24 protein-coding genes are annotated in these 22,303 nt (G+C 71.1%); 8 read left to right on the top strand and 16 right to left on the bottom strand.

Features of this window, described 5'->3' with window-relative positions; genetic code table 11:
- Nucleotides 1-72: 72 nt before the first annotated feature.
- The 4 genes from AB0L37_RS08075 to AB0L37_RS08060 form a co-directional block, all read right to left on the bottom strand.
- Nucleotides 73-1,197, bottom strand: coding sequence for a GuaB3 family IMP dehydrogenase-related protein (locus AB0L37_RS08075; RefSeq protein WP_365501577.1), 1,125 nt, complete (start codon nucleotides 1,195-1,197; stop codon nucleotides 73-75).
- Nucleotides 1,198-1,316: 119 nt separating this feature from the next.
- Nucleotides 1,317-2,822 carry an IMP dehydrogenase gene (gene guaB, locus AB0L37_RS08070; RefSeq protein WP_365501575.1) on the bottom strand — a complete coding sequence of 502 codons (1,506 nt, stop codon included), beginning with the start codon at nucleotides 2,820-2,822 and terminating at the stop codon, nucleotides 1,317-1,319.
- A 128-nt stretch (nucleotides 2,823-2,950) separates the two neighbouring features.
- The gene (locus AB0L37_RS08065; RefSeq protein ID WP_365501573.1) at nucleotides 2,951-3,538 is read right to left on the bottom strand and encodes a sigma-70 family RNA polymerase sigma factor; all 588 of its coding nucleotides are present in this window, start codon (nucleotides 3,536-3,538) and stop codon (nucleotides 2,951-2,953) included.
- 275 nt (nucleotides 3,539-3,813) lie between these two features.
- Nucleotides 3,814-4,425, bottom strand: coding sequence for a response regulator transcription factor (locus AB0L37_RS08060; protein ID WP_003948568.1), 612 nt, complete (start codon nucleotides 4,423-4,425; stop codon nucleotides 3,814-3,816).
- A 382-nt stretch (nucleotides 4,426-4,807) separates the two neighbouring features.
- On the opposite strand from AB0L37_RS08060, the gene AB0L37_RS08055 reads away from it, so the two are divergent.
- The gene (locus AB0L37_RS08055; protein ID WP_365501571.1) at nucleotides 4,808-5,149 is read left to right on the top strand and encodes a WhiB family transcriptional regulator; all 342 of its coding nucleotides are present in this window, start codon (nucleotides 4,808-4,810) and stop codon (nucleotides 5,147-5,149) included.
- 57 nt (nucleotides 5,150-5,206) lie between these two features.
- On the opposite strand, the gene AB0L37_RS08050 is transcribed toward AB0L37_RS08055, so the two are convergent.
- Complete coding sequence (locus AB0L37_RS08050) at nucleotides 5,207-6,115, bottom strand: LysR family transcriptional regulator (RefSeq protein ID WP_365501569.1); 909 nt, start codon at nucleotides 6,113-6,115, stop codon at nucleotides 5,207-5,209.
- Between the two features lie 81 nt (nucleotides 6,116-6,196).
- Between AB0L37_RS08050 and AB0L37_RS08045 the strand changes: the two genes are divergently transcribed.
- From AB0L37_RS08045 to AB0L37_RS08035, 3 genes are all read left to right on the top strand, one after another.
- Complete coding sequence (locus AB0L37_RS08045) at nucleotides 6,197-6,865, top strand: MOSC domain-containing protein (protein WP_365501567.1); 669 nt, start codon at nucleotides 6,197-6,199, stop codon at nucleotides 6,863-6,865.
- 105 nt (nucleotides 6,866-6,970) lie between these two features.
- Complete coding sequence (locus AB0L37_RS08040; RefSeq protein ID WP_365501565.1) at nucleotides 6,971-8,524, top strand: multicopper oxidase domain-containing protein; 1,554 nt, start codon at nucleotides 6,971-6,973, stop codon at nucleotides 8,522-8,524.
- 19 nt (nucleotides 8,525-8,543) lie between these two features.
- Complete coding sequence (locus AB0L37_RS08035; RefSeq protein WP_365501563.1) at nucleotides 8,544-9,317, top strand: SDR family oxidoreductase; 774 nt, start codon at nucleotides 8,544-8,546, stop codon at nucleotides 9,315-9,317.
- Nucleotides 9,318-9,502: 185 nt separating this feature from the next.
- Here AB0L37_RS08035 and groL read toward each other — a convergent pair whose 3' ends face one another.
- Together groL and groES are read right to left on the bottom strand one after the other, a co-directional pair.
- A complete protein-coding gene (gene groL, locus AB0L37_RS08030; RefSeq protein ID WP_365501560.1) occupies nucleotides 9,503-11,125 on the bottom strand; it encodes a chaperonin GroEL in 1,623 nt (540 codons plus the stop codon).
- A 145-nt stretch (nucleotides 11,126-11,270) separates the two neighbouring features.
- Nucleotides 11,271-11,579 carry a co-chaperone GroES gene (gene groES / locus AB0L37_RS08025; protein ID WP_017239619.1) on the bottom strand — a complete coding sequence of 103 codons (309 nt, stop codon included), beginning with the start codon at nucleotides 11,577-11,579 and terminating at the stop codon, nucleotides 11,271-11,273.
- 298 nt (nucleotides 11,580-11,877) lie between these two features.
- Between groES and AB0L37_RS08020 the strand changes: the two genes are divergently transcribed.
- Complete coding sequence (locus tag AB0L37_RS08020; protein WP_365501558.1) at nucleotides 11,878-12,177, top strand: hypothetical protein; 300 nt, start codon at nucleotides 11,878-11,880, stop codon at nucleotides 12,175-12,177.
- A gap of 19 nt (nucleotides 12,178-12,196) precedes the next feature.
- Here the strand turns inward: AB0L37_RS08020 and AB0L37_RS08015 are convergent, their stop codons facing one another.
- Together AB0L37_RS08015 and AB0L37_RS08010 are read right to left on the bottom strand one after the other, a co-directional pair.
- Entirely contained in the window at nucleotides 12,197-13,108 is a 912-nt protein-coding gene (locus AB0L37_RS08015; protein ID WP_365501555.1) for a polysaccharide deacetylase family protein, read from the bottom strand.
- Nucleotides 13,105-14,064: a polysaccharide deacetylase family protein gene (locus AB0L37_RS08010; RefSeq protein ID WP_365501553.1), complete on the bottom strand. Its 960-nt coding sequence runs from the start codon at nucleotides 14,062-14,064 to the stop codon at nucleotides 13,105-13,107. Before AB0L37_RS08010 ends, AB0L37_RS08015 begins: the two co-directional genes overlap by 4 nt.
- A 91-nt stretch (nucleotides 14,065-14,155) precedes the next feature.
- On the opposite strand from AB0L37_RS08010, the gene AB0L37_RS08005 reads away from it, so the two are divergent.
- Nucleotides 14,156-15,346, top strand: a complete 1,191-nt coding sequence (locus tag AB0L37_RS08005) for a methyltransferase domain-containing protein (RefSeq protein WP_365501551.1) — start codon at nucleotides 14,156-14,158, stop codon at nucleotides 15,344-15,346.
- Nucleotides 15,347-15,377: 31 nt separating this feature from the next.
- On the opposite strand, the gene AB0L37_RS08000 is transcribed toward AB0L37_RS08005, so the two are convergent.
- Both AB0L37_RS08000 and AB0L37_RS07995 read right to left on the bottom strand, forming a co-directional pair.
- The gene (locus AB0L37_RS08000; RefSeq protein ID WP_365502099.1) at nucleotides 15,378-16,607 is read right to left on the bottom strand and encodes a DUF6596 domain-containing protein; all 1,230 of its coding nucleotides are present in this window, start codon (nucleotides 16,605-16,607) and stop codon (nucleotides 15,378-15,380) included.
- Nucleotides 16,608-16,709: 102 nt separating this feature from the next.
- Complete coding sequence (locus tag AB0L37_RS07995) at nucleotides 16,710-17,066, bottom strand: YciI family protein (protein WP_365501549.1); 357 nt, start codon at nucleotides 17,064-17,066, stop codon at nucleotides 16,710-16,712.
- 193 nt (nucleotides 17,067-17,259) lie between these two features.
- Here AB0L37_RS07995 and AB0L37_RS07990 point away from each other — a divergent pair, with 193 nt between their 5' ends.
- A complete protein-coding gene (locus AB0L37_RS07990) occupies nucleotides 17,260-17,871 on the top strand; it encodes a class I SAM-dependent methyltransferase (RefSeq protein ID WP_365501547.1) in 612 nt (203 codons plus the stop codon).
- 51 nt (nucleotides 17,872-17,922) lie between these two features.
- Here the strand turns inward: AB0L37_RS07990 and AB0L37_RS07985 are convergent, their stop codons facing one another.
- The 5 genes from AB0L37_RS07985 to tsaB all read right to left on the bottom strand — a co-directional run bounded on the left by AB0L37_RS07985 (nucleotide 17,923) and on the right by tsaB (nucleotide 21,538).
- Complete coding sequence (locus tag AB0L37_RS07985; RefSeq protein WP_365502097.1) at nucleotides 17,923-18,927, bottom strand: LCP family protein; 1,005 nt, start codon at nucleotides 18,925-18,927, stop codon at nucleotides 17,923-17,925.
- 128 nt (nucleotides 18,928-19,055) lie between these two features.
- Nucleotides 19,056-19,304, bottom strand: coding sequence for a hypothetical protein (locus tag AB0L37_RS07980; protein ID WP_365501545.1), 249 nt, complete (start codon nucleotides 19,302-19,304; stop codon nucleotides 19,056-19,058).
- Complete coding sequence (gene tsaD, locus AB0L37_RS07975; protein WP_365501543.1) at nucleotides 19,301-20,395, bottom strand: tRNA (adenosine(37)-N6)-threonylcarbamoyltransferase complex transferase subunit TsaD; 1,095 nt, start codon at nucleotides 20,393-20,395, stop codon at nucleotides 19,301-19,303. The genes AB0L37_RS07980 and tsaD overlap by 4 nt, the downstream gene beginning before the upstream one ends.
- A complete protein-coding gene (rimI, locus tag AB0L37_RS07970; RefSeq protein WP_365502095.1) occupies nucleotides 20,388-20,858 on the bottom strand; it encodes a ribosomal protein S18-alanine N-acetyltransferase in 471 nt (156 codons plus the stop codon). Before rimI ends, tsaD begins: the two co-directional genes overlap by 8 nt.
- Before the next feature lie 26 nt (nucleotides 20,859-20,884).
- Nucleotides 20,885-21,538 (bottom strand): tRNA (adenosine(37)-N6)-threonylcarbamoyltransferase complex dimerization subunit type 1 TsaB, encoded by a 654-nt coding sequence (gene tsaB / locus AB0L37_RS07965; RefSeq protein ID WP_365501541.1) that lies wholly within the window; start codon nucleotides 21,536-21,538, stop codon nucleotides 20,885-20,887.
- A gap of 124 nt (nucleotides 21,539-21,662) precedes the next feature.
- On the opposite strand from tsaB, the gene AB0L37_RS07960 reads away from it, so the two are divergent.
- Nucleotides 21,663-22,211 carry a hypothetical protein gene (locus tag AB0L37_RS07960; RefSeq protein ID WP_365501539.1) on the top strand — a complete coding sequence of 183 codons (549 nt, stop codon included), beginning with the start codon at nucleotides 21,663-21,665 and terminating at the stop codon, nucleotides 22,209-22,211.
- Nucleotides 22,212-22,303 lie beyond the last annotated feature (92 nt).

The raw sequence follows: 22,303 nt of genomic DNA, 5'->3' as shown, positions 1-22,303 counted from the left end.
CTCCCCACACATGGGTTGGGCCCCGCCGAACGATTCGGCGGGGCCCAACCCATGTCCAGCTACGACACAGCGTCAGCGACGGTGGTGCGAGTCGGCGACCGTGACCTCGACCCGCTGGAACTCCTTGAGCTCGCTGTACCCGGTCGTCGCCATGGCCCGCTTCAGCGAACCGAAGAAGTTCATCGACCCGTCGGGCGTGTGCGAAGGCCCGGTCAGGACCTCCTCGGTCGTCCCGACCGTGCCGAGGTCGACCTTCTTGCCGCGCGGCACGTCCTCGTGGACGGCCTCCATGCCCCAGTGGTGACCGCGGCCGGGCGCGTCCGTCGCGCGGGCGAGCGGCGAGCCCATCATCACGGCGTCGGCGCCGCAGGCGATGGCCTTCGGCAGGTCGCCGGACCAGCCCACGCCACCGTCGGCGATGACGTGCACGTACCGGCCACCGGACTCGTCCATGTAGTCACGGCGCGCGGCGGCGACGTCGGCCACGGCGGTCGCCATGGGCACCTGGATCCCCAGCACATTCCGGGTCGTGTGGGCGGCCCCGCCACCGAAGCCGACGAGCACACCGGCGGCACCGGTGCGCATCAGGTGCAGCGCGGCGGTGTACGTGGCGCAACCACCGACGATGACCGGCACGTCCAGCTCGTAGATGAACTGCTTCAGGTTCAGCGGCTCGGCGGCACCGGACACGTGCTCCGCGGAGACGGTCGTCCCGCGGATCACGAAGATGTCCACGCCCGCGTCCACGACCGCCTTGGAGAACTCGGCGGTGCGCTGCGGGGAGAGCGCGGCGGCGGTGACGACACCGGAGTCGCGCACCTCCTTGATGCGCTGCTTGATCAGGTCGGCCTGGATGGGCGCCGAGTAGATCTCCTGGAGGCGGCGGGTCGCGGCCTCGGGCGTCAGCTCGGCGATCTCGTCGAGCAGCGGCTGCGGGTCCTCGTACCGGGTCCAGAGCCCTTCCAGGTTCAGGACGCCGAGCCCACCGAGCTCGCCGATGCGGATCGCGGTCTGCGGCGAGACGACGGAGTCCATGGGAGCGGCCAGGAACGGCAGCTCGAACCGATAGGCGTCGATCTGCCAGGCGATCGAGACCTCCTTCGGGTCGCGGGTGCGCCGGCTCGGTACGACGGCGATGTCGTCGAAGGCGTACGCGCGGCGGCCGCGCTTGCCGCGCCCGATCTCGATCTCAGTCACGTTGTGGGGCGCCTTTCCATTGGGTCCCTCTTGGGTCTGCGTGTCCAGTATCCCCGACACGCGTGCGAGGGGCGGCCCCGGCAATGCCCGGGCCGCCCCTCACCACGTCTGACCTGCTATTACTTACGGCTGTAGTTCGGCGCCTCGACCGTCATCTGGATGTCGTGCGGGTGGCTCTCCTTGAGCCCCGCCGACGTGATGCGCACGAAGCGGCCGTTCTCCTGGAGCTGCGGCACGGTCTGCCCGCCCACGTAGAACATCGACTGGCGCAGACCGCCCACCAGCTGGTGGACGACGGACGACAGCGGACCGCGGTACGGGACCTGACCCTCGATGCCCTCGGGGATCAGCTGCTCGTCGGAGGCGACGCCCTCCTGGAAGTAGCGGTCCTTGGAGAAGGACTTGCGGTCGCCGCGCGTCTGCATGGCGCCGAGCGACCCCATGCCGCGGTACGACTTGAACTGCTTGCCGTTGATGAACATCAGCTCACCCGGCGACTCCTCGCAGCCCGCGAGCAGCGAGCCGAGCATCACGGTGTCCGCGCCGGCGACGAGCGCCTTGGCGATGTCACCGGAGTACTGGAGGCCACCGTCGCCGATGACCGGGACCCCGGCCTCCTTGGCGGCGAGCGAAGCCTCGTAGATGGCCGTGACCTGCGGAACACCGATACCGGCGACCACACGCGTGGTGCAGATGGAGCCCGGTCCGACACCGACCTTGATGCCGTCGACACCGGCGTCGATGAGCGCCTTGGCGCCGTCACGGGTGGCGATGTTGCCGCCGATGACGTCGACGCCGCTCGCGTTGGACTTGATCTTGGCGACCATGTCGCCGACGAGCCGGGAGTGGCCGTGCGCGGTGTCGACGACGATGAAGTCGACGCCCGCCTCGACCAGCGCCTGGGCACGCTCGAAGGCGTCACCGGCGACGCCGACGGCGGCACCGACGAGCAGCCGGCCCTCGGCGTCCTTCGCCGCGTTCGGGTACTTCTCCGCCTTCACGAAGTCCTTGACGGTGATGAGCCCCTTGAGCACACCCGCGTCGTCGACCAGCGGAAGCTTCTCGATCTTGTGGCGGCGCAGCAGCTCCATGGCGTCGACGCCGCTGATCCCGACCTTGCCGGTCACGAGCGGCATCGGCGTCATGACCTCGCGGACCTGACGGCTGCGGTCGTTCTCGAAGGCCATGTCGCGGTTGGTGACGATGCCGAGCAGCTTGCCCGCCGTGTCGGTCACCGGGACACCGGAGATGCGGAACTTGGCGCAGATCGCGTCGGCCTCGCCGAGCGTCGCGTCCGGGTGCACCGTGATCGGGTCGGTGACCATGCCGGACTCGGAGCGCTTCACGAGGTCGACCTGGTTCGCCTGGTCGGCGATCGACAGGTTGCGGTGCAGGACACCCACGCCGCCCTGCCGCGCCATGGCGATCGCCATGCGGGACTCGGTGACCTTGTCCATCGCGGCGGACAGGAGCGGGATGTTCACCCGCACGTTCTTCGAGACGTACGAGGCGGTGTCGATCTGGTCGGGCGCCATGTCCGACGAGCCCGGCAGCAGCAGCACGTCGTCGTAGGTCAGCCCGAGTGTCGCGAATTTCTCGGGCACTCCGTCGACGTTTGCAGTCATGACACCTTCCCCAAATGGCCTTGATCGGTGCGGATGTCCATGCTAACGGCCAGACGGGGTGTCTCATTCCACGATCAAGATCATCGGACTTCTTTGTACGTTTACACGTACGCGACCGGGGCCGTGTGCTACTGCTCGGCGAGCGCCCGCAGGCGGCTGAGGGCGCGGTGCTGGGCGACGCGCACGGCTCCGGGTGACATGCCCAACATCTGCCCGGTCTCCTCGGCGGTGAGGCCGACGGCGATGCGCAGCAGGAGCAGCTCCCGCTGGTTCTCGGGCAGGTTGGCGAGCAGCTTCTTGGCCCATTCGGCGTCACTGCTCAGCAGCGCGCGCTCCTCGGGACCGAGGGAGTCGTCGGGCCGCTCGGGCATCTCGTCGGACGGCACGGCCGTCGAACCGGGGCCGCGCATGGCCGCACGCTGAAGGTCGGCGACCTTGTGCGCGGCGATGGCGAAGACGAAGGCCTCGAAGGGCCGCCCGGTGTCCTTGTAGCGCGGCAGCGCGAGCAGCACCGCGACACAGACTTCCTGGGCGAGGTCCTCCACGAAGTGCCGCGCGTCACCGGGAAGCCGGGACAGACGGGTGCGGCAGTAGCGGATGGCGAGGGGATGGACGTGCGCGAGCAGATCGTGCGTGGCCTGCTCGTCACCGTCGACGGCTGCGCCGACGAGCGTCCCGATGCCTCCCTGCGGGGTGGCTGCCTCGTCGTCGCGCATCGGACCATGGTGCCTTGCCGAAGCGCGGTCCGCGTCGCTGCGCCCGTCGTTGTGCACTGAAGCGTTATGGACAGGTGCGCCGGAACTCATCTCCTGCGCCCTCCCCTCTCGCTGACCCTGCTCGCCCGACTCGTCGTCCCCGAGGAACTCCACACATCAAGGATGCGGCATCGCGCCGGAAACGAGGAGCCGCGCCCCCGAAGGGGCGCGGGGAACTGCGCGGCCAGCCACGACGAAGCGACGGACGGCCGGGCGCGCAACGCCCCCACGGCGCTCTACCGAACCAGACCCCAACGGAAACCCAGGGCAACCGCATGCGCCCGGTCAGACGCACCCAGCTTCTTGAACAGACGCCGCGCGTGCGTCTTCACGGTGTCCTCGGAGAGGAACAGCTCACGCCCGATCTCGGCGTTGGACCGCCCGTGGCTCATGCCCTCGAGCACCTGGATCTCGCGCGCGGTCAGGGTCGGCGCCGCACCCATCTCGGCCGACCGCAGTCTGCGCGGCGCGAGCCGCCACGTCGGGTCCGCGAGCGCCTGCGTCACGGTGGCCCGCAGTTCGGCGCGCGAGGCGTCCTTGTGCAGATAGCCGCGGGCACCGGCGGCGACGGCGAGCGCCACACCGTCCAGGTCCTCGGCGACGGTGAGCATGATGATCCGCGCACCGGGGTCGGCGGAGAGCAGCCGCCGCACTGTCTCGACGCCGCCCAGGCCGGGCATGCGTACGTCCATCAGAATCAGGTCCGAGCGGTCGGCGCCCCAGCGGCGGAGGACTTCCTCGCCGTTGGCCGCGGTCGTCACGCGCTCGACGCCGGGCACGGTCGCTACCGCGCGGCGCAGCGCCTCTCGGGCAAGCGGGGAGTCGTCGCAGACGAGGACGGATGTCATGACCGTCCTCCGCAGCTGATGCGCGTCACCTTGAGCCTCCAGGCTGGTACGAAATCGTCACCTGTGCGGTCGACGCTCTCGGACAGATGCCCGAGCGCTTGTTCTTTCAACCGCCTCCGCACTCTCAACGACGGTCACTCGAAAGAGTTACGGGTCGGTCGGCCTCGTTCGGCACTCTACGTGAGGGGCCGGACACAGCGGGGGCAGCGCAACAGACCCTCAAGGTTTCATCACAAGCTATGCCCCATTTAGCGCCTTTTCTTCCCTTTTGCTGGTGTCTGTAGCTAGATTCGCAATGAGTCATATTTTCATCTCCTTAGACAGTAGATGTACGGTCATGGGCACCGTATCCGCGTCACAACGGCTACAAGGGGACAACGCAATGGCAGATTTCTCCCGCCTTCCCGGACCGAACGCAGATCTGTGGGACTGGCAGCTCCTCGCGGCCTGCCGCGGGGTCGACAGCTCGCTCTTCTTCCACCCGGAAGGTGAGCGGGGAGCGGCGCGCAGCGCCCGTGAGAACTCGGCCAAGGAGGTCTGCATGAGGTGCCCGGTGCGCGCGGAGTGCGCTGCTCACGCCCTACAGGTGCGCGAGCCGTACGGCGTGTGGGGCGGGCTCACCGAGGACGAGCGCGAAGAGCTCATGGGACGGGCCCGCAACCGGCTCGTCACGGCGTCGGCGATGGGCGGTGGAACCTCCGCGGCCGGCGCGGGACGCAACTGAAGGAACGTTTCTGCAATGACGGGGCGTGGGTGCGCCGAGGCGCCCCCGCATCCGTGATCAGCGCGTCGCGGTCCTGACGGCGGCCTTCGCCAGGTGGTCGAGGGTCGCGGCGACCGCCGGGACCTGGGCCAGATCGGGCAGCGTGAGCGCGACGATCTCGCGCTGGACGGCGGGCTCCACGGTTACTGTCCGTGCACCCTTGGGCCGAACGGACTCGATGGCCAGTTCGGGCAGGACGGCAACACCGAGCCCCGCGCCGACGAGTCCGACCACCGCCGGGTAGTCGTCCGTCGCGAAGTCGATGCGGGGGGCGAACCCGGCGCCCCGGCACACCTCCACCAGCTGGCGGCGGCAGCGCGGGCAGCCCGCGATCCACGGCTCGTCCGCGAACGCGTCGATGGTGACCGAGCCCGCGTCCGCGAGCGCGTGCCCCTCGGGGACCAGGCCGACGAGACGGTCGGCGAGCAGCGGGCGTACGACGAGGTCGTCCCACTCCTCCGCCGCGTGCGCACCCTCGTACCGAAAGGCGAGCGCGACGTCGCAGTCGCCCTCGCGGAGCATCTCCACCGAGCGCGGCGGCTCGGCCTCGACCAGGGAGACGCGGGTGCCGGGGTGCTCGGCGCGCAGGGCGGCGAGGGCCGTCGGGACCAGCGTCGAGCTGCCGCTGGGGAAGGACACCAGGCGGACCCGGCCCGCGCGCAGGCCCGCGATCGCGGCGACCTCCTCCTCGGCGGCGGTGAGCCCGGCGAGGATGCCCGCCGCGTGCCGCACGAGGGCCTCGCCGGCCTGGGTCAGGCGCATCTCGCGTCCCGTGCGGATCAGGAGCGGGGTGCCGGCCGAGGTCTCCAGGGCCTTCATCTGCTGGCTCACGGCGGGCTGGGTGCAGCCCAGCTCGCGGGCCGCCGCCGAGAAGGAGCCGGTGGCGGCGACGGCGCGCAGGACACGGAGATGACGGGCCTCGATCATGGTTCAAGCATAAGCGGAGCTTGGGTCTCACGCCCAATAATGCGTGGCGGCTTTGATCGGGGTCCCGTAGCGTGCGGTGCCATGAAGCTTCTGTCTCTCAACCTGGGCCGTCGCGAGGCCGTCGAGTACACCGACCAGCCGGAGGGTGTGACCGGCATCGACAAGCGGCCGGTCGAGGGCCCGGTGCGGGTGTCCGCGCCCGGCGCCAAGGGCACCGGCGCGAGCGGGCTCGCCGGGGACGCGGTGTGCGACACCCGCCACCACGGCGGCGAGGACCAGGCCGTCTACGCGTACGCGCGCGAGGATCTCGACGCCTGGGAGCAGGCGCTCGAGCGGCCGATCCCGAGCGGCGCGTTCGGCGAGAACCTCACGACCGAGGGCGTCGACGTGACCGGCGCGAAGATCGGCGAGCGCTGGCGGGTCGGCCCCGACCTGGTCCTGGAGGTCACCTCCGGCCGGATCCCGTGCCGGACGTTCCAGGGGCATCTGGGCGAGCGCGGCTGGGTCAAGCGGTTCACGCAGGAGGGCGTTCCGGGCGCCTATCTGCGGGTGATCGAGCCGGGCGAGATCCGCGCGGGCGACGCGATCGAGGTGATCCACCGCCCCGATCACGAGGTGACGGTGGGCTTCCAGTTCCGCGCCGTGACGACCGAGCGGCCGCTGCTGCCCCGGCTGCTCGTGGCGGCGGACACGCTGCACCCGGAGTCCGTACGGCAGGCGCGGGAGTACGTGGCGAAGCACGGCTCGTAGGGGACGGCTCGGGGAAGTCCCGGGTTCCGTACGGGGGTTGGGTCGGGGGCGGATCGGGGGCCGTCCCCGATGCGGGCGGGCCGGGGGTGGCACGACGCTCGACGCATGACCCCCAGGACCCGGAAAAGGCCCGCGTCCCGCCGTCTGCGGCGGGTCCTCCTCGTGCTCGGCTCGCTCGCCGCCGTCCTCGCGCTCGCGGTGGGCGGCGGCGTGCTGTGGCTGTGGAGCGACGCGAAGGTGAGCACGGTGGGCGAGGCGGAGTTCCGCGACGAGATGGCGGTGCCGCCGCTCGCGCCCTCGCACATCGACGAGAAGGACGGCGCCCGCGTCTTCGACCTGCGGATGCGCGCGGGCGAGAAGGAGTTCAAGTCCGGGCTGCGGACGGCCACATGGGGATTCAACGGGGACTACCTCGGACCGACGCTGCGCGCCGGGCGCGGCGAGAAGGTCAGGGTCCGGGTCCGCAACGGACTCGACGAGGCGTCGAGCGTGCACTGGCACGGCATGCATCTGCCGGCCCGGATGGACGGCGGCCCGCACCGGATGATCGAGCCCGGCGCCGAGTGGACCGCGCAGTGGACCGTGGACCAGCCCGCCGCCACCCTCTGGTACCACCCGCATCCGCACGGGCGGACCGAGGCGCATGTCCAGCGGGGGCTCGCCGGGATGTTCCTCGTGGACGACGAGCGCAGCGAGCGGCTCGCGCTGCCGAAGCGGTACGGGGTCGACGACCTGCCGGTGATCGTGCAGGACGTGACGTTCGACGGGGCCGACTTCGACCACGGGCACGGCCTGATGCGGGCCACCGGCTTCCTCGGCGACCGCACGATGGTCAACGGCACCCTGGACCCGTACCGAGTGGTGCGCGACGAGCGGGTCCGGCTGCGCCTGTTGAACGCCTCGACGGCACGGACGTACGACTTCGGTTTCTCGGACGGCCGCGATGTCGCGCTCGTGGGGACGGACGGCGGGCTGCTCGAACGGCCCGCCACGACGGACCGGATCCAGCTGTCGCCCGGGGAGCGGGCCGAGATCGTGGTGCGGATGAAGGCCGGGGAGCGGGCCGTGCTGCGCAGTTTCCCGCAGGACAACTACGGGGACAGGTGGCAGCGGCGGTTCGCGGGCGGCGACGACTCCTTCGACGTCCTGCAACTGCGCGCGGCGGACCGGCTCCGGTCCTCCCCCGAAGTCCCTTCCAGACTGGGCGAGTTGGAGCTGCCGAACGCCGAGGACGCCGTACGGGGGCGGAACTTCGACCTGGAGATGGGCGGCATCAACGGGCGGGCCATGGACATGGGCCGGATCGACGACACGGTCACGCGCGGCACCACCGAGGTGTGGACCGTGCGCAACGACAACGGGATGCCGCACAACTTCCATGTGCACGACGTGCAGTTCAGGGTCGTCGAGGTGAACGGTAAGACGCCGCCGCCCGAACTGCGCGGCCGCAAGGACACCGTGTTCCTGCCGAGCGGTACGACGATGAAGCTGGCGCTGCGGTTCGACGGCGGCCCCGAGTTCGCCGATCCCGAGGTGCCGTTCATGTACCACTGCCATCTGCTGTACCACGAAGACGGCGGAATGATGGGGCAGTTCGTGGTCGTCGACAAGGGGCAGCGGGCGCGCACGCCGGGCTCCGGTGATCACGGGCACCACTGATCGTCACTAACCTTGGTGCATGACTACGGCACTGATCACGGGATCCACCGCGGGCATCGGCGCCGCCTTCGCCCGGCGCCTCGCCGCCGACGGGCACAACCTGGTGCTCGTCGCGCGCGACACGAAGCGGCTGCGGGAACAGGCGACGGAGCTGCACGACGGACACGGCATCGAGGCCGAGGTGCTCACCGCCGACCTGTCCACGGACGAGGGCATCGAGGCGGTCGAGGCGCGGCTCGGCGACCGCAGGTCGCCGGTCGATCTGCTCGTCAACAACGCCGGGTTCGGCAACAAGGGGCAGTATCTGGAAGTCCCCATGGCCGACGAGCTGACCATGCTGAAGGTGCACTGCGAGGCGGTGCTGCGGCTGACGTCGGCGGCGACCGCGGTGATGCGGGAGCGCGGGCGGGGCGGTGTGGTGAACGTGGCGTCCGTCGCGGCGTTCGTGCCGCGCGGCACGTACGGGGCCTCGAAGGCGTGGGTCGTGCAGTTCACGCAGGGCGCGGCGAAGGATCTCGCGGGCAGCGGGGTGCGGCTGATGGCGCTGTGCCCTGGGTTCGTCCGTACGGAGTTCCACGAGCGGGCCGGGATGGGCACCGGCAACATTCCGAAGTGGATGTGGCTCGACGCGGACAAGCTGGTCGCTGCGGCGCTGTCCGATCTGGCCCGCGGCAAGTCGCTGTCGATCCCGGATCCGCGGTACAAGGCGCTGATGGGGGTGGTGAAGGTGACGCCGCGATCTGTACTGGGCGGGATCACGTCTCGGACTGGGCGCAAGTACGGGCCGCAGTAGGTGGTTTTCGGCTGCGGGTTCGGTAGGGGCTGGTCGCGCCCCGCGGCGGAGCCGCTAATGACACAGCCCCGCGCCCCTGAAATGCAGACGCTTCGCGTCGCATTTCCCCGATAGCGGACGCGCCCCGAAATGGGACGAGGCCCGCCGCCCCGAAGCGGGGAGACGGGCCTCGACTTCAGTTCGGGTCAGTGCGAGTGACCGTGGCTGTGGCCGGCCTCGGGCTCTTCCTCGGCCGGCTTCTCGACGACCAGGGTCTCGGTCGTCAGGAGCAGGGAGGCGATCGACGCGGCGTTCTCCAGCGCGGAGCGCGTGACCTTGACCGGGTCGATGACGCCGGCCTTGACCAGGTCACCGTACTCACCGGTCGCGGCGTTGTAGCCGAAGCCCTTCTCGAGCTCGGCGACCTTGGAGACGATCACGTAGCCCTCGAGGCCCGCGTTCTCGGCGATCCAGCGCAGCGGCTCGACGGCGGCGCGGCGGACGACGGCGACACCGGTGGCCTCGTCGCCCTCCTTGCCGAGGGAGCCCTCGAGGACCTTGACGGCGTGGACGAGCGCGGAGCCACCACCGGAGACGATGCCCTCCTCGACCGCGGCGCGGGTCGCGGAGATGGCGTCCTCCAGACGGTGCTTCTTCTCCTTGAGCTCGACCTCGGTCGCGGCACCGACCTTGATCACGCAGACGCCGCCGGCGAGCTTCGCGAGGCGCTCCTGGAGCTTCTCGCGGTCCCAGTCGGAGTCCGTGTTCTCGATCTCGGCCTTGATCTGGTTCACGCGGCCGTCGACGTCGGCCTTGTTGCCGCCGCCGTCGACGATCGTGGTGTCGTCCTTGGTGATGGTCACGCGGCGCGCGGAACCGAGGACGTCCAGGCCGGCCTGGTCGAGCTTGAGGCCGACCTCTTCGGCGATGACGGTGGCACCGGTGAGGGTGGCCATGTCCTGGAGCATCGCCTTGCGGCGGTCGCCGAAGCCGGGGGCCTTCACGGCGACGGCGTTGAACGTGCCGCGGATCTTGTTCACGACCAGGGTCGACAGGGCCTCGCCCTCGACGTCCTCGGCGATGATCAGGAGCGGCTTGGAGCCACCGGCCTGGATGACCTTCTCCAGGAGCGGGAGCAGGTCCTGGATCGAACCGATCTTGCCCTGGTGGATCAGGATGTACGGGTCGTCGAGGACGGCCTCCATACGCTCCTGGTCGGTGACGAAGTACGGGGACAGGTAGCCCTTGTCGAAGGCCATGCCCTCGGTGAAGTCGAGCTCCAGACCGAAGGTGTTGGACTCCTCGACGGTGATGACACCGTCCTTGCCGACCTTGTCCATCGCCTCGGCGATGAGCTCGCCGACCTGGGTGTCCTGGGCGGACAGACCGGCGACGGCGGCGATGTCGGACTTCTCGTCGATCGGGCGGGCGGTCGCGAGGAGGTCCTCGGACACGGCCTTGACCGCGGCGTCGATGCCCTTCTTCAGGGCGGCCGGGGAAGCGCCCGCGGCGACGTTGCGCAGGCCTTCCTTGACGAGGGCCTGGGCCAGCACGGTGGCGGTGGTCGTACCGTCACCCGCGATGTCGTTGGTCTTGGTCGCCACCTCCTTCACCAGCTGCGCGCCGAGGTTCTCGTACGGGTCCTCGACCTCGACCTCGCGGGCGATGGTGACACCGTCGTTGGTGATGGTGGGGGCGCCGAACTTCTTGTCGATGACGACGTTGCGGCCCTTGGGGCCGATCGTCACCTTGACCGTGTCGGCAAGCTTGTTGACGCCGCGCTCGAGGGCGCGACGGGCGTCCTCGTCGAACTTCAGGATCTTCGCCATGGGAGCGATTCAGCCCTCTCGGAAAACTCGGGGTGAAGCTGGGTGTGGAGCTCGGTGTAAACGAACCGCGCCCCTGACCCCGGCTTGTTAAAGGTCGCGGGTGCCAGGGGCGCAGTTCAGAAGCAGCCGGGCTGCTTCGGGGGTCTTACTTCTCGACGATCGCGAGCACGTCGCGAGCCGAGAGGACGAGGTACTCCTCGCCGTTGTACTTGACCTCGGTGCCGCCGTACTTGCTGTACAGCACGATGTCGCCGGTCTTCACGTCGAGCGGCAGGCGCTCGCCGTTCTCGAAGCGACCCGGGCCCACCGCGAGGACGACGCCCTCCTGGGGCTTCTCCTTCGCGGTGTCCGGGATGACCAGGCCAGAGGCGGTGGTCTGCTCGGCGTCGAGCGGCTGGACCACAATGCGGTCCTCGAGCGGCTTGATGGCAACCTTGGAGCTGGTGGTCGTCACGATCCGACCTCCCCCTTCGGAGATCTCACGGGGTTAACTGTCTGAGGTGGCGACCAGGTGGATCCGTCGTCGCGGGTGCCGGACCTGCCCGTCGCTGTTGGCACTCTCCGGTGGGGAGTGCCAGAGCCGAGACTATGACTGCGATTAGCACTCGGTCAAGCGGAGTGCCAATCGACTGCGATGCGGCGGCCGATTTCCTCCCCGCGCCCGCGCCGCTCGCGGCCTGCGACAGGGCACGGAAGGATCCCGGTTCGGGGCCTGCCGGGCGGAGTACCGGATTCCGTACGAGGCTCGGCGCATGGCCGGTCACTACCGCACGCCGCGCTCCCGCTGGGGAGACGCCGCGCTCGCCGTGTTCGTGCTCTTCACGGACGTGATCGCCGGTGTGACCGCGTCGGTGTGGCTGCCGGCCGCACGCACCCCCGCGGCCGGGGCCCTGTGGGCCTTCCTGGCGCTCGCCGTGCTGGTCTTCTGCTCGGCCTTCGCCCTCGGCGGGCGCACCGGACTGCCGATCACCGCGGGGGTCCAGGCCGTCGCCGGATCCATCCTCGGACTCCTGGTCCTCGCCTCGTACGCCTCGGCGCACCGGGGGCCGTGACGGCCGCCCGGCGGGCGGGTCAGAGGTAGTCCTCCAGGCGGGCCACCGTGAAGCCCTGGGCCTGGATGCGGCGCAGCATGCGGGTCGTCAGCTCGGTCAGGGTCGTGCCCTTGAGGTCGGCCGGGCCGCGGAAGTGGGTCAGGATGATGTCGCCGGGGTGGAGGCGGCGGCCGCCGTCGGCGTAGCGGAGGTCGTTGATCTGCATCGAGGCGCGCCACAGGACGATCGCGTCGATGCCGCAGGCGCCGGCCGCCCGCAGGGTGTCCGCGTCGTAGTTGCCGTAGGGCGGGCGGAGCAGGCGCGGGGCCGTGCCGAAGCGGGCGCGCAGGCGTTCCTGCTGGCCGCAGATCTCGGCGTGCTGCTCGACGTAGCCGAGGCCGGGCAGGAACGGGTGCGTGAGGGTGTGGTTCTCGACGCCCGCGCCGAGCCGCCGCAGCGCGCCGAAGTGGCTGTAGCCGGTGCCGGGGCTCGCCACGGAGTGCGTGAGGAACATCGAGATCGGCAGCCGCAGGTCGCGGACCATGTCGACGAAGCGGGGATCCTTCTCGGCGCCGTCGTCGAAGGTGAGGAAGACGACCTTGTCCCGGGTCGGGACGCGGTCGACGACCGGGGGGACCGCCCCCGGCCTGCGGGGCGGGAGCACCCCCTGGGCGGGGGGCCGCGGCGCCGGCGCGAGCGGGGCGGCGAGACCCCAGCGCCGGTGCGCGTCCGGGACCACGGGCGCCGCGGGAGCCGCCGGGGCCGCCGGGGCCCCCGCGACTCCGGCCGCGGGGCGCGGGTGGTGGCGTACCTTCTGCGCCGCCTTCCTGCCCATCCGCTCGATCGGGTCGACGGACTGCGCGCACCCGGTGAGCAGCGCGGCGGCCAGGGCGCAGCCGACGATGCGCGCCCCGGCCGACCGGACGGCCGCCCCCGCCCAGGGAGTTGTCACAGGTAGTCCTCCAGGCGGGCCACCGCGTACCCCTTGTCGGTCAGGTACTTCATGAGCATCCGGATCATGTCGGGCATCGTGCCCTTCCAGTCCTCGCGTCCGCGGAAATGCGTGAGGAGGATGTCGCCCGGATGGATGTCCCGGTCCCACTCGCGGTAGTCCATACGGTCCACGAACGCCTCGGCGTTCCAGATCGGCGCGTACTTGATGCCGCAGGCCTTGGCGGCCTTGAGGGTGTCCTGGTTGTAGTTGCCGAACGGCGCCCGGAAGAGGGTCGGCCGTTTGCCGTACTTCTTCTCGATGAGGTCCTGCATGCCGCAGATCTCGTGCTTCTGCCGGGCGTAGGACAGGCCCGGCAGGTACGGGTGGTGCAGCGTGTGGTTGTTGAGGGTGACGCCCGTGGACTGCATCTTCTTGAAGTAGCCGTACTCGGGCTTGATCTCGGCGTCGGTCAGGAAGGCCGTGTACGGGATCTTCAGGTCGCTCATCATCTTCAGGAACTTCGGGTCCTTCTCGGCCCCGTCGTCGATGGTGAGGAAGACGACCTTGTCCTTGGTGGGGATGGTCGTGAAGACGGGCGGCAGCCCGAGTTCCTCCTGCTGGTCGACCTCGAAGCCCTTGCGCGCCTTGATGACCGGCTTCTTCGCGGGCGGCTTCGGCGCGGCGAGGGGCACCTTCGCGAGGCCCCAGCGGCGGGCGGCCGCCGCGCGCTGCGCCTGCTGGGCCTTGAGCTGGGTGGCGTACGAGTCGAGGGCGCGGGCCGGCGGGGCCTGGAGGGGCTGCTGGCCGGCGGCCGGGCGGACCGCCTCGTCGGCGCCGCCCGCGCAGCCCGTGGCGAGCGCGCAGCCGACGAGGGCGGCGGCCGCGGCCCGGATCGCGGTTCTGCGCCGGGCGCGGGACCGGGCCGCGCGCGTCCCCTTCGAGAAGGTTTCTTCGTTTTGTCGTACTAGTTGCATGGCGCCGGATCCTCGCAGCCCACGCCCCTGATCGAGGGCCGACACCGCGGCCGGGCGCGCGCCGTCCTCCGACTGGCCCACAATGGTCCGGGTGAGCTCCTTCTCCACCGCCGAAGCCTTCAGCGCCCTCCTGTCCCCCGAGGGCCTGGCCCTGCTCGACGAACTCCGGGACCACGACCCCGCCCAGGAGCTCGCCCTCGCCACGAAACTGCGCCGCGACCACCCCGCCGAGCTGGTCTCCGCGGCGCTCGGGCAGGCGCGGCTGCGGCAGCGGGCGGTGGCGAAGTTCGGCGCGCGGGACGCGGCCCGGATGTTCTTCACGCCGAACGGTGTCGAGCAGGCGACCCGCACCAGCGTGGCGGCCTACCGCGCGGAGTCGTTCAAGGCGCTCGGCGTGCGGTCCGTCGCCGATCTGTGCTGCGGCATCGGCGGCGACGCCATCGCTCTCGCCCGCGCCGGGATCTCCGTACTCGCCGTCGACCGCGACCCGCTGACCTGCGCCGTCGCCCGGGCCAACGCCGAGGCGCTCGGTCTCGCCGACCTCATCGAGGTGCGGGAGGCCGATGTCACGGAGGTCGACACGGCCGCGTACGACGCCGTGTTCGTGGACCCGGCGCGGCGCTCGGACAAGCGGGGCCGGATCTTCGACCCCGAGGCGTACTCGCCGCCGCTGTCCTGGGCCGTCGCCACCGCCCTGAAGGCGCCGCGGGCCGCGCTGAAGATCGCGCCGGGCATCCCGCACGAGGCGATCCCGGCGGAGGCCGACGCGGAGTGGATCTCGGACGGGGGCGACGTGAAGGAGGCCGTGCTGTGGTTCGGCACGGAGCCGGGGAGGGTGCGGGCCGCGCTGCTGCCCGGGCCGCGGGAGCTGGTCGGGCGGGGGCTGCCGGATCCTGAAGTGCGGTCTGTGGGGCGGTACTTGTACGAGCCGGACGGCGCCGTCATCCGGGCGCATCTCGTCGCCGAGGTGGCCGAGGAGGTCGGGGGCGGGCTGATCGACGAGACCATCGCGTATGTCACGGGGGACGAGTTGCGAGGTACGGCGTATGCGTCCGCGTACGAGATCACCGATCAACTGCCGTTCAACGTGAAGAAGTTGAAGGCGCTGCTGCGGGAGCGGGGGGTGGGGGTGCTGATCGTGAAGAAGCGGGGGTCGGCTGTCGAGCCGGAGGAGTTGCGGCGGAAGGTCATGCCGAAGCCCTTTGGGAAGGGGGCGGCGACTGTGTTTCTGACCCGGGCTGCGGGGGCGCCTGTGATGTTGGTGGGGGCACCTGTGCGCTGAGGTCGCGGGGCTCAGCCCCGGACCCCGCTCCTCAATCGCCGGAGGGGCTTGATTCGGCGGAGGGGCTCAGTCGGGAGAGCAGGAACTCGCGCTCCCGTTCGTTGCGGGTCAGGGTCGCCGCCCTCTCGAACTCCGCCCGCGCCTCCTCCCGCCGCCCCAGCCGCTCCAGCAGGTCCCCCCGTACGCTCGGCAGCAAGTGGTAGTCGCGCAGGGCCGGTTCGTCGCGGAGGGTGTCCACGATCGCGAGCGCCGCTGCGGGGCCGTCCGCCATCGACACCGCCACCGCGCGGTTCAGCTCGACCACCGGGGACGGGGTGCGGGCCGCGAGGAGGGCGTAGAGGGCGGCGATCTGGCGCCAGTTGGTGTCGTCGTACGTGTACGCGCGGGCGTGGCAGGCGGCGATCGCGGCCTGGAGGGCGTAGGGGCCGGGCGGGCCCGATGCCACCGCCTCCGCACGGGTGAGGGCCGCGAAGCCGCGCCGGATCAGCATCTTGTTCCAGCGCGTCCGGTTCTGGTCCCTGAGCAGGACGGGGGTGCCGTCGGCCGCCGTGCGGGCGGGCGCGCGGGAGGACTGGAGTTCCAACAGCGCGGCCAGGCCGTGCACTTCGGGCTCCTTGGGCATCAGGGCCTGGAGGACGCGGGCCAGGCGCAGGGCGTCCTCGCACAGCGCCGGGCGCAGGTAGTCGTCGCCCGCCGTGGCCGCGTACCCCTCGTTGAAGATGAGGTAGATGACCTCCAGGACGGAGCCGAGGCGGGCCTCGCGGTCGGGGCCGTAGGGGACCTCGAAGGCGACGTTCCTGGTGGCCAGGGTGCGCTTCGCGCGGACGATGCGCTGGGCGACGGTGGCCTCGGGGGCGAGGACCGCGCGGGCGGTCTCGGCCGTGGTCAGTCCGCCGAGCAGGCGCAGCGTGAGCGCGACGCGGGCCTCGGCGGACAGGACGGGGTGGCAGCTCATGAAGACGAGGCGCAGCAGGTCGTCGTCGATGTCGTCGGGGTCGGCGGCGACGCCCACGTCCTCGTACGCGAACTCCGTCGCCCTGCCGACCTCCTGGAGCTTGCGGGCGTAGTTCTCGCGCCGCCGCACGAGGTCGACGGCGCGGTGCTTGGCGGTGGCGGTGAGCCAGGCGCCCGGGTTGTCGGGGACCCCGGAACCGGGCCAGGTCTCCAGGGCTGCGACCAGCGCGTCCTGCGCCAGTTCCTCCGCGATGCCGACGTCGCGGACGATCCGGGTGACGGCCGCGATGATCCGCGGCGCCTCCATGCGGAAGACCGTCTCGACGGTGTGGGCCGTGGTCTTTTGCTGCTCTGTCACGACCCACCATCAGACACCGCGAAGGGCTCGCGGCCAAGGCGATCGGGCGGATCAGCCCTCGGCGATCTCGCGGATCTCGGACGTGACGGTCCAGTGGTCCTCGTGCACCTTCAGGAAGCGCTTGGTCCACTCCAGGCACTCGGCCTCGTCCTTGGTCTGGAGGAGCGCGTAGCCGCCGATGACCTCCTTGGACTCGGTGAACGGACCGTCGGTGACGGTGATCTCGCCCTTCTCGTAGTGCACCCGCTTGCCCTGTGAGCTCGGCGTCAGGCCGGCCGTGTCGAGCAGCACGCCCGCCTTCGTCATCTCCTCGATGAGCGCGCCCATCCGCTGCATCAGTTCCTCGCTGGGGCCCTCGGCGGGGGCGTTGTTCTCGTCGATGCGGACCATCGTCAGGTAGCGCGGCATGATGTTCTCCTCTGTGATCGATCTGCGTGTCCGGTGAGGCCGTGGTCGGCCTCTCACTCATACGTCGAACGGGCGGCGGCCGCATCGACACCACCGCCGATTTTTTCGAAGAAGTTTTTTTCCGCCCGCTGACCTCGGCGTTCACGCCGGTGCTTACGTCGCCCTCATGCGCCGCGTGCCAGGGTCGCTCCCCATGGCGTTCGACCACAACGACCACTACCACCGCCTCCTCCTGCGGCACCTGCCCGCGCACGGCCGCACCGCGCTCGACGTCGGCTGCGGCACGGGCCGTTTCGCGCGGCGGCTCGTGGCGCGCGGCTACCGGGTCGACGCGCTCGACCCGGATCCGGCGACGCTCGCGGCCGCCGAGGCCATGGGCGGCGGCCCCCGCTACCGGCTCGCGGACGCCTCGCGGGCCGATCTTCCGGCCGCCCACTACGACGTCATCAGCTGCCTCGCCTCCCTGCACCACATGCCGTTCACGACGCTCACCCGGCTGCGCGCGGCCCTCGCGCCCGGCGGCCGGCTGCTCGTCCTCGGCTGCCATGCCGGGGTCACCGCGTGGGACGTCGCCGCGGTCCCGGCGAACGCGGTGGCGCGGCTCGCGGTGTACGGCGCCGAGCGCGCCCGGGGCCTGCCCGCCGCGCCGCCCAGGGCGCCGGTCAGGGAACCGCGGATGACGCTGCCGGAGGTGCGGGAACAGGCGGCGCGGCTGCTGCCGGGCAGCGAGGTGCGGCAACTTCTGTACTGGCGCTACCTGTTGACGTACGTGGCGCCGAAGTACCCCGCAGCCATGGCCAGTTGACGTGCGATTTCCCCAAGGCTCCGGCCGGAGCCCGTCACTCGGGCCTCCGCCTCAGCGCAGGGACTCCCACAGCTCACGCGCCCCGGGCTGCTCGGCGACGACCCGGTTGGCGTCGGACGGGGCGGGCACGACCGGCATCATCACGGTCTTGACGGACTCGGAGGACAGACCGCTCAGGCTCCGTGCCAGACCGGAGAGTTCGCTCAGCGAGTCGAGTCCGGTGTCGGCCGTGAGGCTGCCGGTCGCGGCGTCGGCGACCCGGTAGAGGCGGGCCGGGTCGGTGAGCAGCCCGCTCCCGGACACCCCGTCCGCAAGGGACTTCACCAGCTGCTGCTGGAGCTTGATGCGGCCGAGGTCGCTGCCGTCGCCGACGCCGTGCCGGGTGCGCGCGAAGGCGAGGGCGCGCTTGCCGCCGAGGTGGTGCTCGCCGGCCGTCAGGTGCAGATGACTGAGGTCGTCGTCGATGTCCTCGTCCGTGGTGACGTCGACGCCGCCGAGCGCGTCGACGAGCTTCGCGAACCCCGCGAAGTCGATCTCCAGGAAGTGGTCCATCCGTACGCCGGTGAGGTGCTCGACGGTCTTCACCGCGCAGACCGGACCGCCCACCGAGTAGGCGCTGTTGAACATGACGTTGTACGCGACCGCGGTCGTCCCCCCGGACTCCGTCGGGCAGGACGGACGCTCGACGAGGGTGTCGCGCGGGATGGAGACGACGGTGGCCTCGCTCCGGTCGGCGTTCAGGTGCACGACCATCGCGGTGTCCGAGCGGGCGCCGCCGCTGTCGCCGCCGCCGAGCGCCTTGTTCGCCTTGCCGCTGCGCGAGTCGGAGCCCAGGACGAGGATGTTGAGGACCCCCGTCTCGACCGGCTCCGGCGACGCGGAGGCCGACGCCGACGGCGAGGCGGCGACCAGGTCGACGCGGGCCGGCCGGTCGTCGCCGAGCGCCTTGTCGATGTCGACGCTGCGTATGTTGCTCTCCAGGTGCCAGTACGCCCAGCCACCCGCGGCTCCGCCGAGAACGACGACACAGCCGAAGGCGATCGCCACCGCCTTCACCGTGCGCGCACGGAACCTTTTCTTGTCAGTCACACAGGGAACGTAAGTCCGAATTATTACGGCGGTAAACCACTTGGCGTCACCGATTCGGAAATCTCACGAGCTTCTCAGGCGCGCGCGACAGCCCCTCAGACGGCCTCGAACCGCCACCGGTGCACGGCCCGCGTCACCAACTCGCCGTCGGGTTCCGGGAGTTCGGGCAGGACGGCGTCGTACTCCGCGTCCCACCAGGTGATGACGAGGACCCGGTCCTGCGGCGCGCGGAACGTCTCGCGCCGCACCGGCTCCCGTTCGAGGACCTGCGCCCGGGCCCAGGTCAGCAGCTCCTCGCCGCGGCCGTCGACGGCCCGGGCCTCCCACATCAGCGCGACCGTCACGAGTACAGGTTCTCCTTGCTGACCTCGTGCACGTGGTCGTGGTGGTGGTGCCCCGGCACATGCGGCTCCGTCACCGGAAGCGACGAGTCCGCGGACAGGTCCCACGACGAGGCCGCCCGGTTCCTGGCCACCATCTCGGCGCCGAGGGCGGCGACCATCGCGCCGTTGTCCGTGCACAGCTTGGGGCGCGGCACGCGCAGCCGGATCCCGGCCCGCTCGCAGCGCTCCTCGGCGAGCGCGCGCAGCCGCGAGTTGGCGGCGACACCGCCACCGATCATCAGGTGGTCGACACCCTCGTCCTTGCAGGCCCGTACGGCCTTGCGCGTGAGCACGTCCACGACGGCCTCCTGGAAGGACGCCGACACGTCGCGCACCGGCACGTCCTCGCCGGCGGCCCGCCTGGCCTCGATCCAGCGCGCGACGGAGGTCTTCAGACCGGAGAAGGAGAAGTCGTACGCGGGGTCGCGCGGACCGGTGAGCCCGCGCGGGAAGGCGATCGCGTCCGGGTCGCCCTCGCGCGCGTACCGGTCGATGACGGGACCGCCCGGGAAGCCGAGGTTGAGCACCCGCGCGATCTTGTCGAAGGCCTCCCCCGCCGCGTCGTCGATCGTCGCGCCGAGCGGCCGCACGTCGGAGGTGATGTCGGTGGACAGCAGCAGCGAGGAGTGGCCGCCGGAGACCAGCAGGGCCATCGTCGGCTCGGGCAGCTTGCCGTGCTCCAGCTGGTCGACGCAGATGTGCGAGGCGAGGTGGTTGACGCCGTAGAGCGGCTTGCCGAGGGCGTACGCGTACGCCTTCGCGGCGCTGACGCCGACGAGCAGGGCGCCCGCGAGGCCGGGCCCGGCGGTCACCGAGATCCCGTCGAGGTCCTTCGCGCTCACCCCCGCGTCCTTCAGGGCGCGCTCGATGGTCGGCACCATCGCCTCGAGGTGCGCGCGGGAGGCGACCTCGGGGACGACGCCGCCGAAGCGGGCGTGTTCGTCGACGCTGGAGGCGACGGCGTCGGCGAGCAGGGTGGTGCCGCGGACGATGCCGACGCCGGTCTCGTCGCAGGAGGTCTCGATGCCGAGGACGAGCGGTTCGTCAGCCATGCTTCTTCTCTTCACTCACGGTGTTGGTGGTGGTCAGGCGCATCACGAGGGCGTCCACGTTGCCCGGCTGGTAGTAGCCGCGGCGGAAGCCGATCGGCTCGAAGCCGAAGCGCTCGTAGAGCTTCTGCGCCCGGGTGTTGTCGACGCGTACTTCGAGCATCACCTCGGCGACCTCGAAGGCGGTGGCGTGCCGCAGGAGTTCGGTGAGCAGCCGGGCGCCGAGCCCGGTGCCCCAGTGGTCGCGGGCGGCGGCGATGGTCTGCACGTCGGCCAGGTCCCCGGAGGCGGCGAGCCCGCCGTACCCGACGAGCCGCTCGCCCTCGTACGCGACCACGTACCGCCGCGACGACCCGACGCCGCGGGCGTGCGCGAGCTCGGACCAGAACATGCCGCGCGACCAGGCGTCGTCCGGGAAGAGGTCCTTCTCCAGGGCGAGCACGGGATCGATGTCCCACCAGCGCATCTCGCGCAGCTCAACGTCCACGGACGTCACTTGGGGGTGACCACCTTGTAGTTCTTGGGGACCTGCGCGTCGGGGCGGCGCAGGTACAGCGGCCGCGGTTCGAGCAGTTCCTCACCGGCGGCGAGCTTCTCGGCGGCGAAGGCGGCGAGCGCGGCGGCGGACACGTGCTCGGGCCCGCGGGCGTCGGGGAACGTGTCCGGGTAGAGGACCGCTCCGGCGCCGACCGCGGGCAGCCCGGCGACCTGCTCGGCGATGTCCCCGGGCCGGTCGACGGCAGCCTCGGAAACACGAGTCCGCACGTCCTCGTACCTGGCCCAGTAGACCTCCTTGCGCCGCGCGTCGGTGGCGACGACGAAGGGGCCCTCGATCTGCGCCTCGTAGGCGAGCCCGTCCAGCGTGCACACCCCGTGCACGGGAACGCCGAGCGCGAACCCGAACGTGTCGGCGGTCATCAGGCCGACCCGCAGTCCGGTGTACGGTCCCGGGCCGACGCCCACGACGATCCCGGTCACGGCGTCGAGCTTCACCCCGGCCTCGGCGAGCACCCGGTCGACGGCGGGGAGCAGCAGCTCCCCGTGTCTGCGGGCGTCGACCTGACTCGACTCGGCGACGACGGAGGTCCCGTCGTGCAGCGCGACGGTGACGGCGGGGGTGGCGGTATCCAGCGCGAGCAACAGCACGCAAACAGCCTACGGCGCTCCGGAGGCTGACACGTCCGCACTCCCGCACAACCGGAGCGGGCCCGGCCCCGGTGCTACCGTCACGGGGAGCCTTCTGGCGACGTACTTGAGAGGCAGGCACCTGGTGGCACGGAGCAGCACCGGATTCGTGACCGCGCTGACGGCGGGCGCGCTCGCCGTGGTCGGCTTCCTCGCGTACCAGGCGTCGGCGAACGCGCCGGCCGACCTCGGCAAGGCGAAGGACACGAGCCCGTCGGCGTCGGCCTCCAAGTCCCCCGAGCACAAGTCCGACCCGGCGGCGCTGCCCGCGCAGTCCGGCAAGGGCGAGCGCGTCGTCTACTCGCTGGGCGAGGACCGCGTGTGGCTGGTCACGCCGGGCAGCAAGCCGCGTACGTACGAGGTCACGCCCGGAACCGTGGACCCGGCCGTCGGCACCTACACGGTGACGTCGCGCTCCGGCACCATCACCGGCACCGACGGGGTGGCGATCGAGCACGTGGTCCGCTTCGCGACGACGAACGGCGTGGCGATCGGCTTCAGCGCGGCGGTCGACGGCTCGACCCCGAAGCCGGACCCGTCGAAGCAGACGGGCGGCATCCGGGAGTCCCGCGCCAACGGCACCCTGATGTGGGACTTCGCGACGATCGGCCGCAAGGTAGTCGTCGTCCGCTAGGTCATGCCTGAGCCCCTCGGCCCATCGAGCTTGAGCCCCTCGGCCCATCGAGCGGGGCTCCGGCCACATCAAGCCCCTCCGGCGATTGAGGA

It is taken from the genome of Streptomyces sp. NPDC052225, assembly GCF_040679615.1.
Lineage (GTDB): Bacteria > Actinomycetota > Actinomycetes > Streptomycetales > Streptomycetaceae > Streptomyces.
Note: the sequence above shows the minus strand (reverse complement) of the source record. Positions and strands in the feature narration are given on the sequence as shown.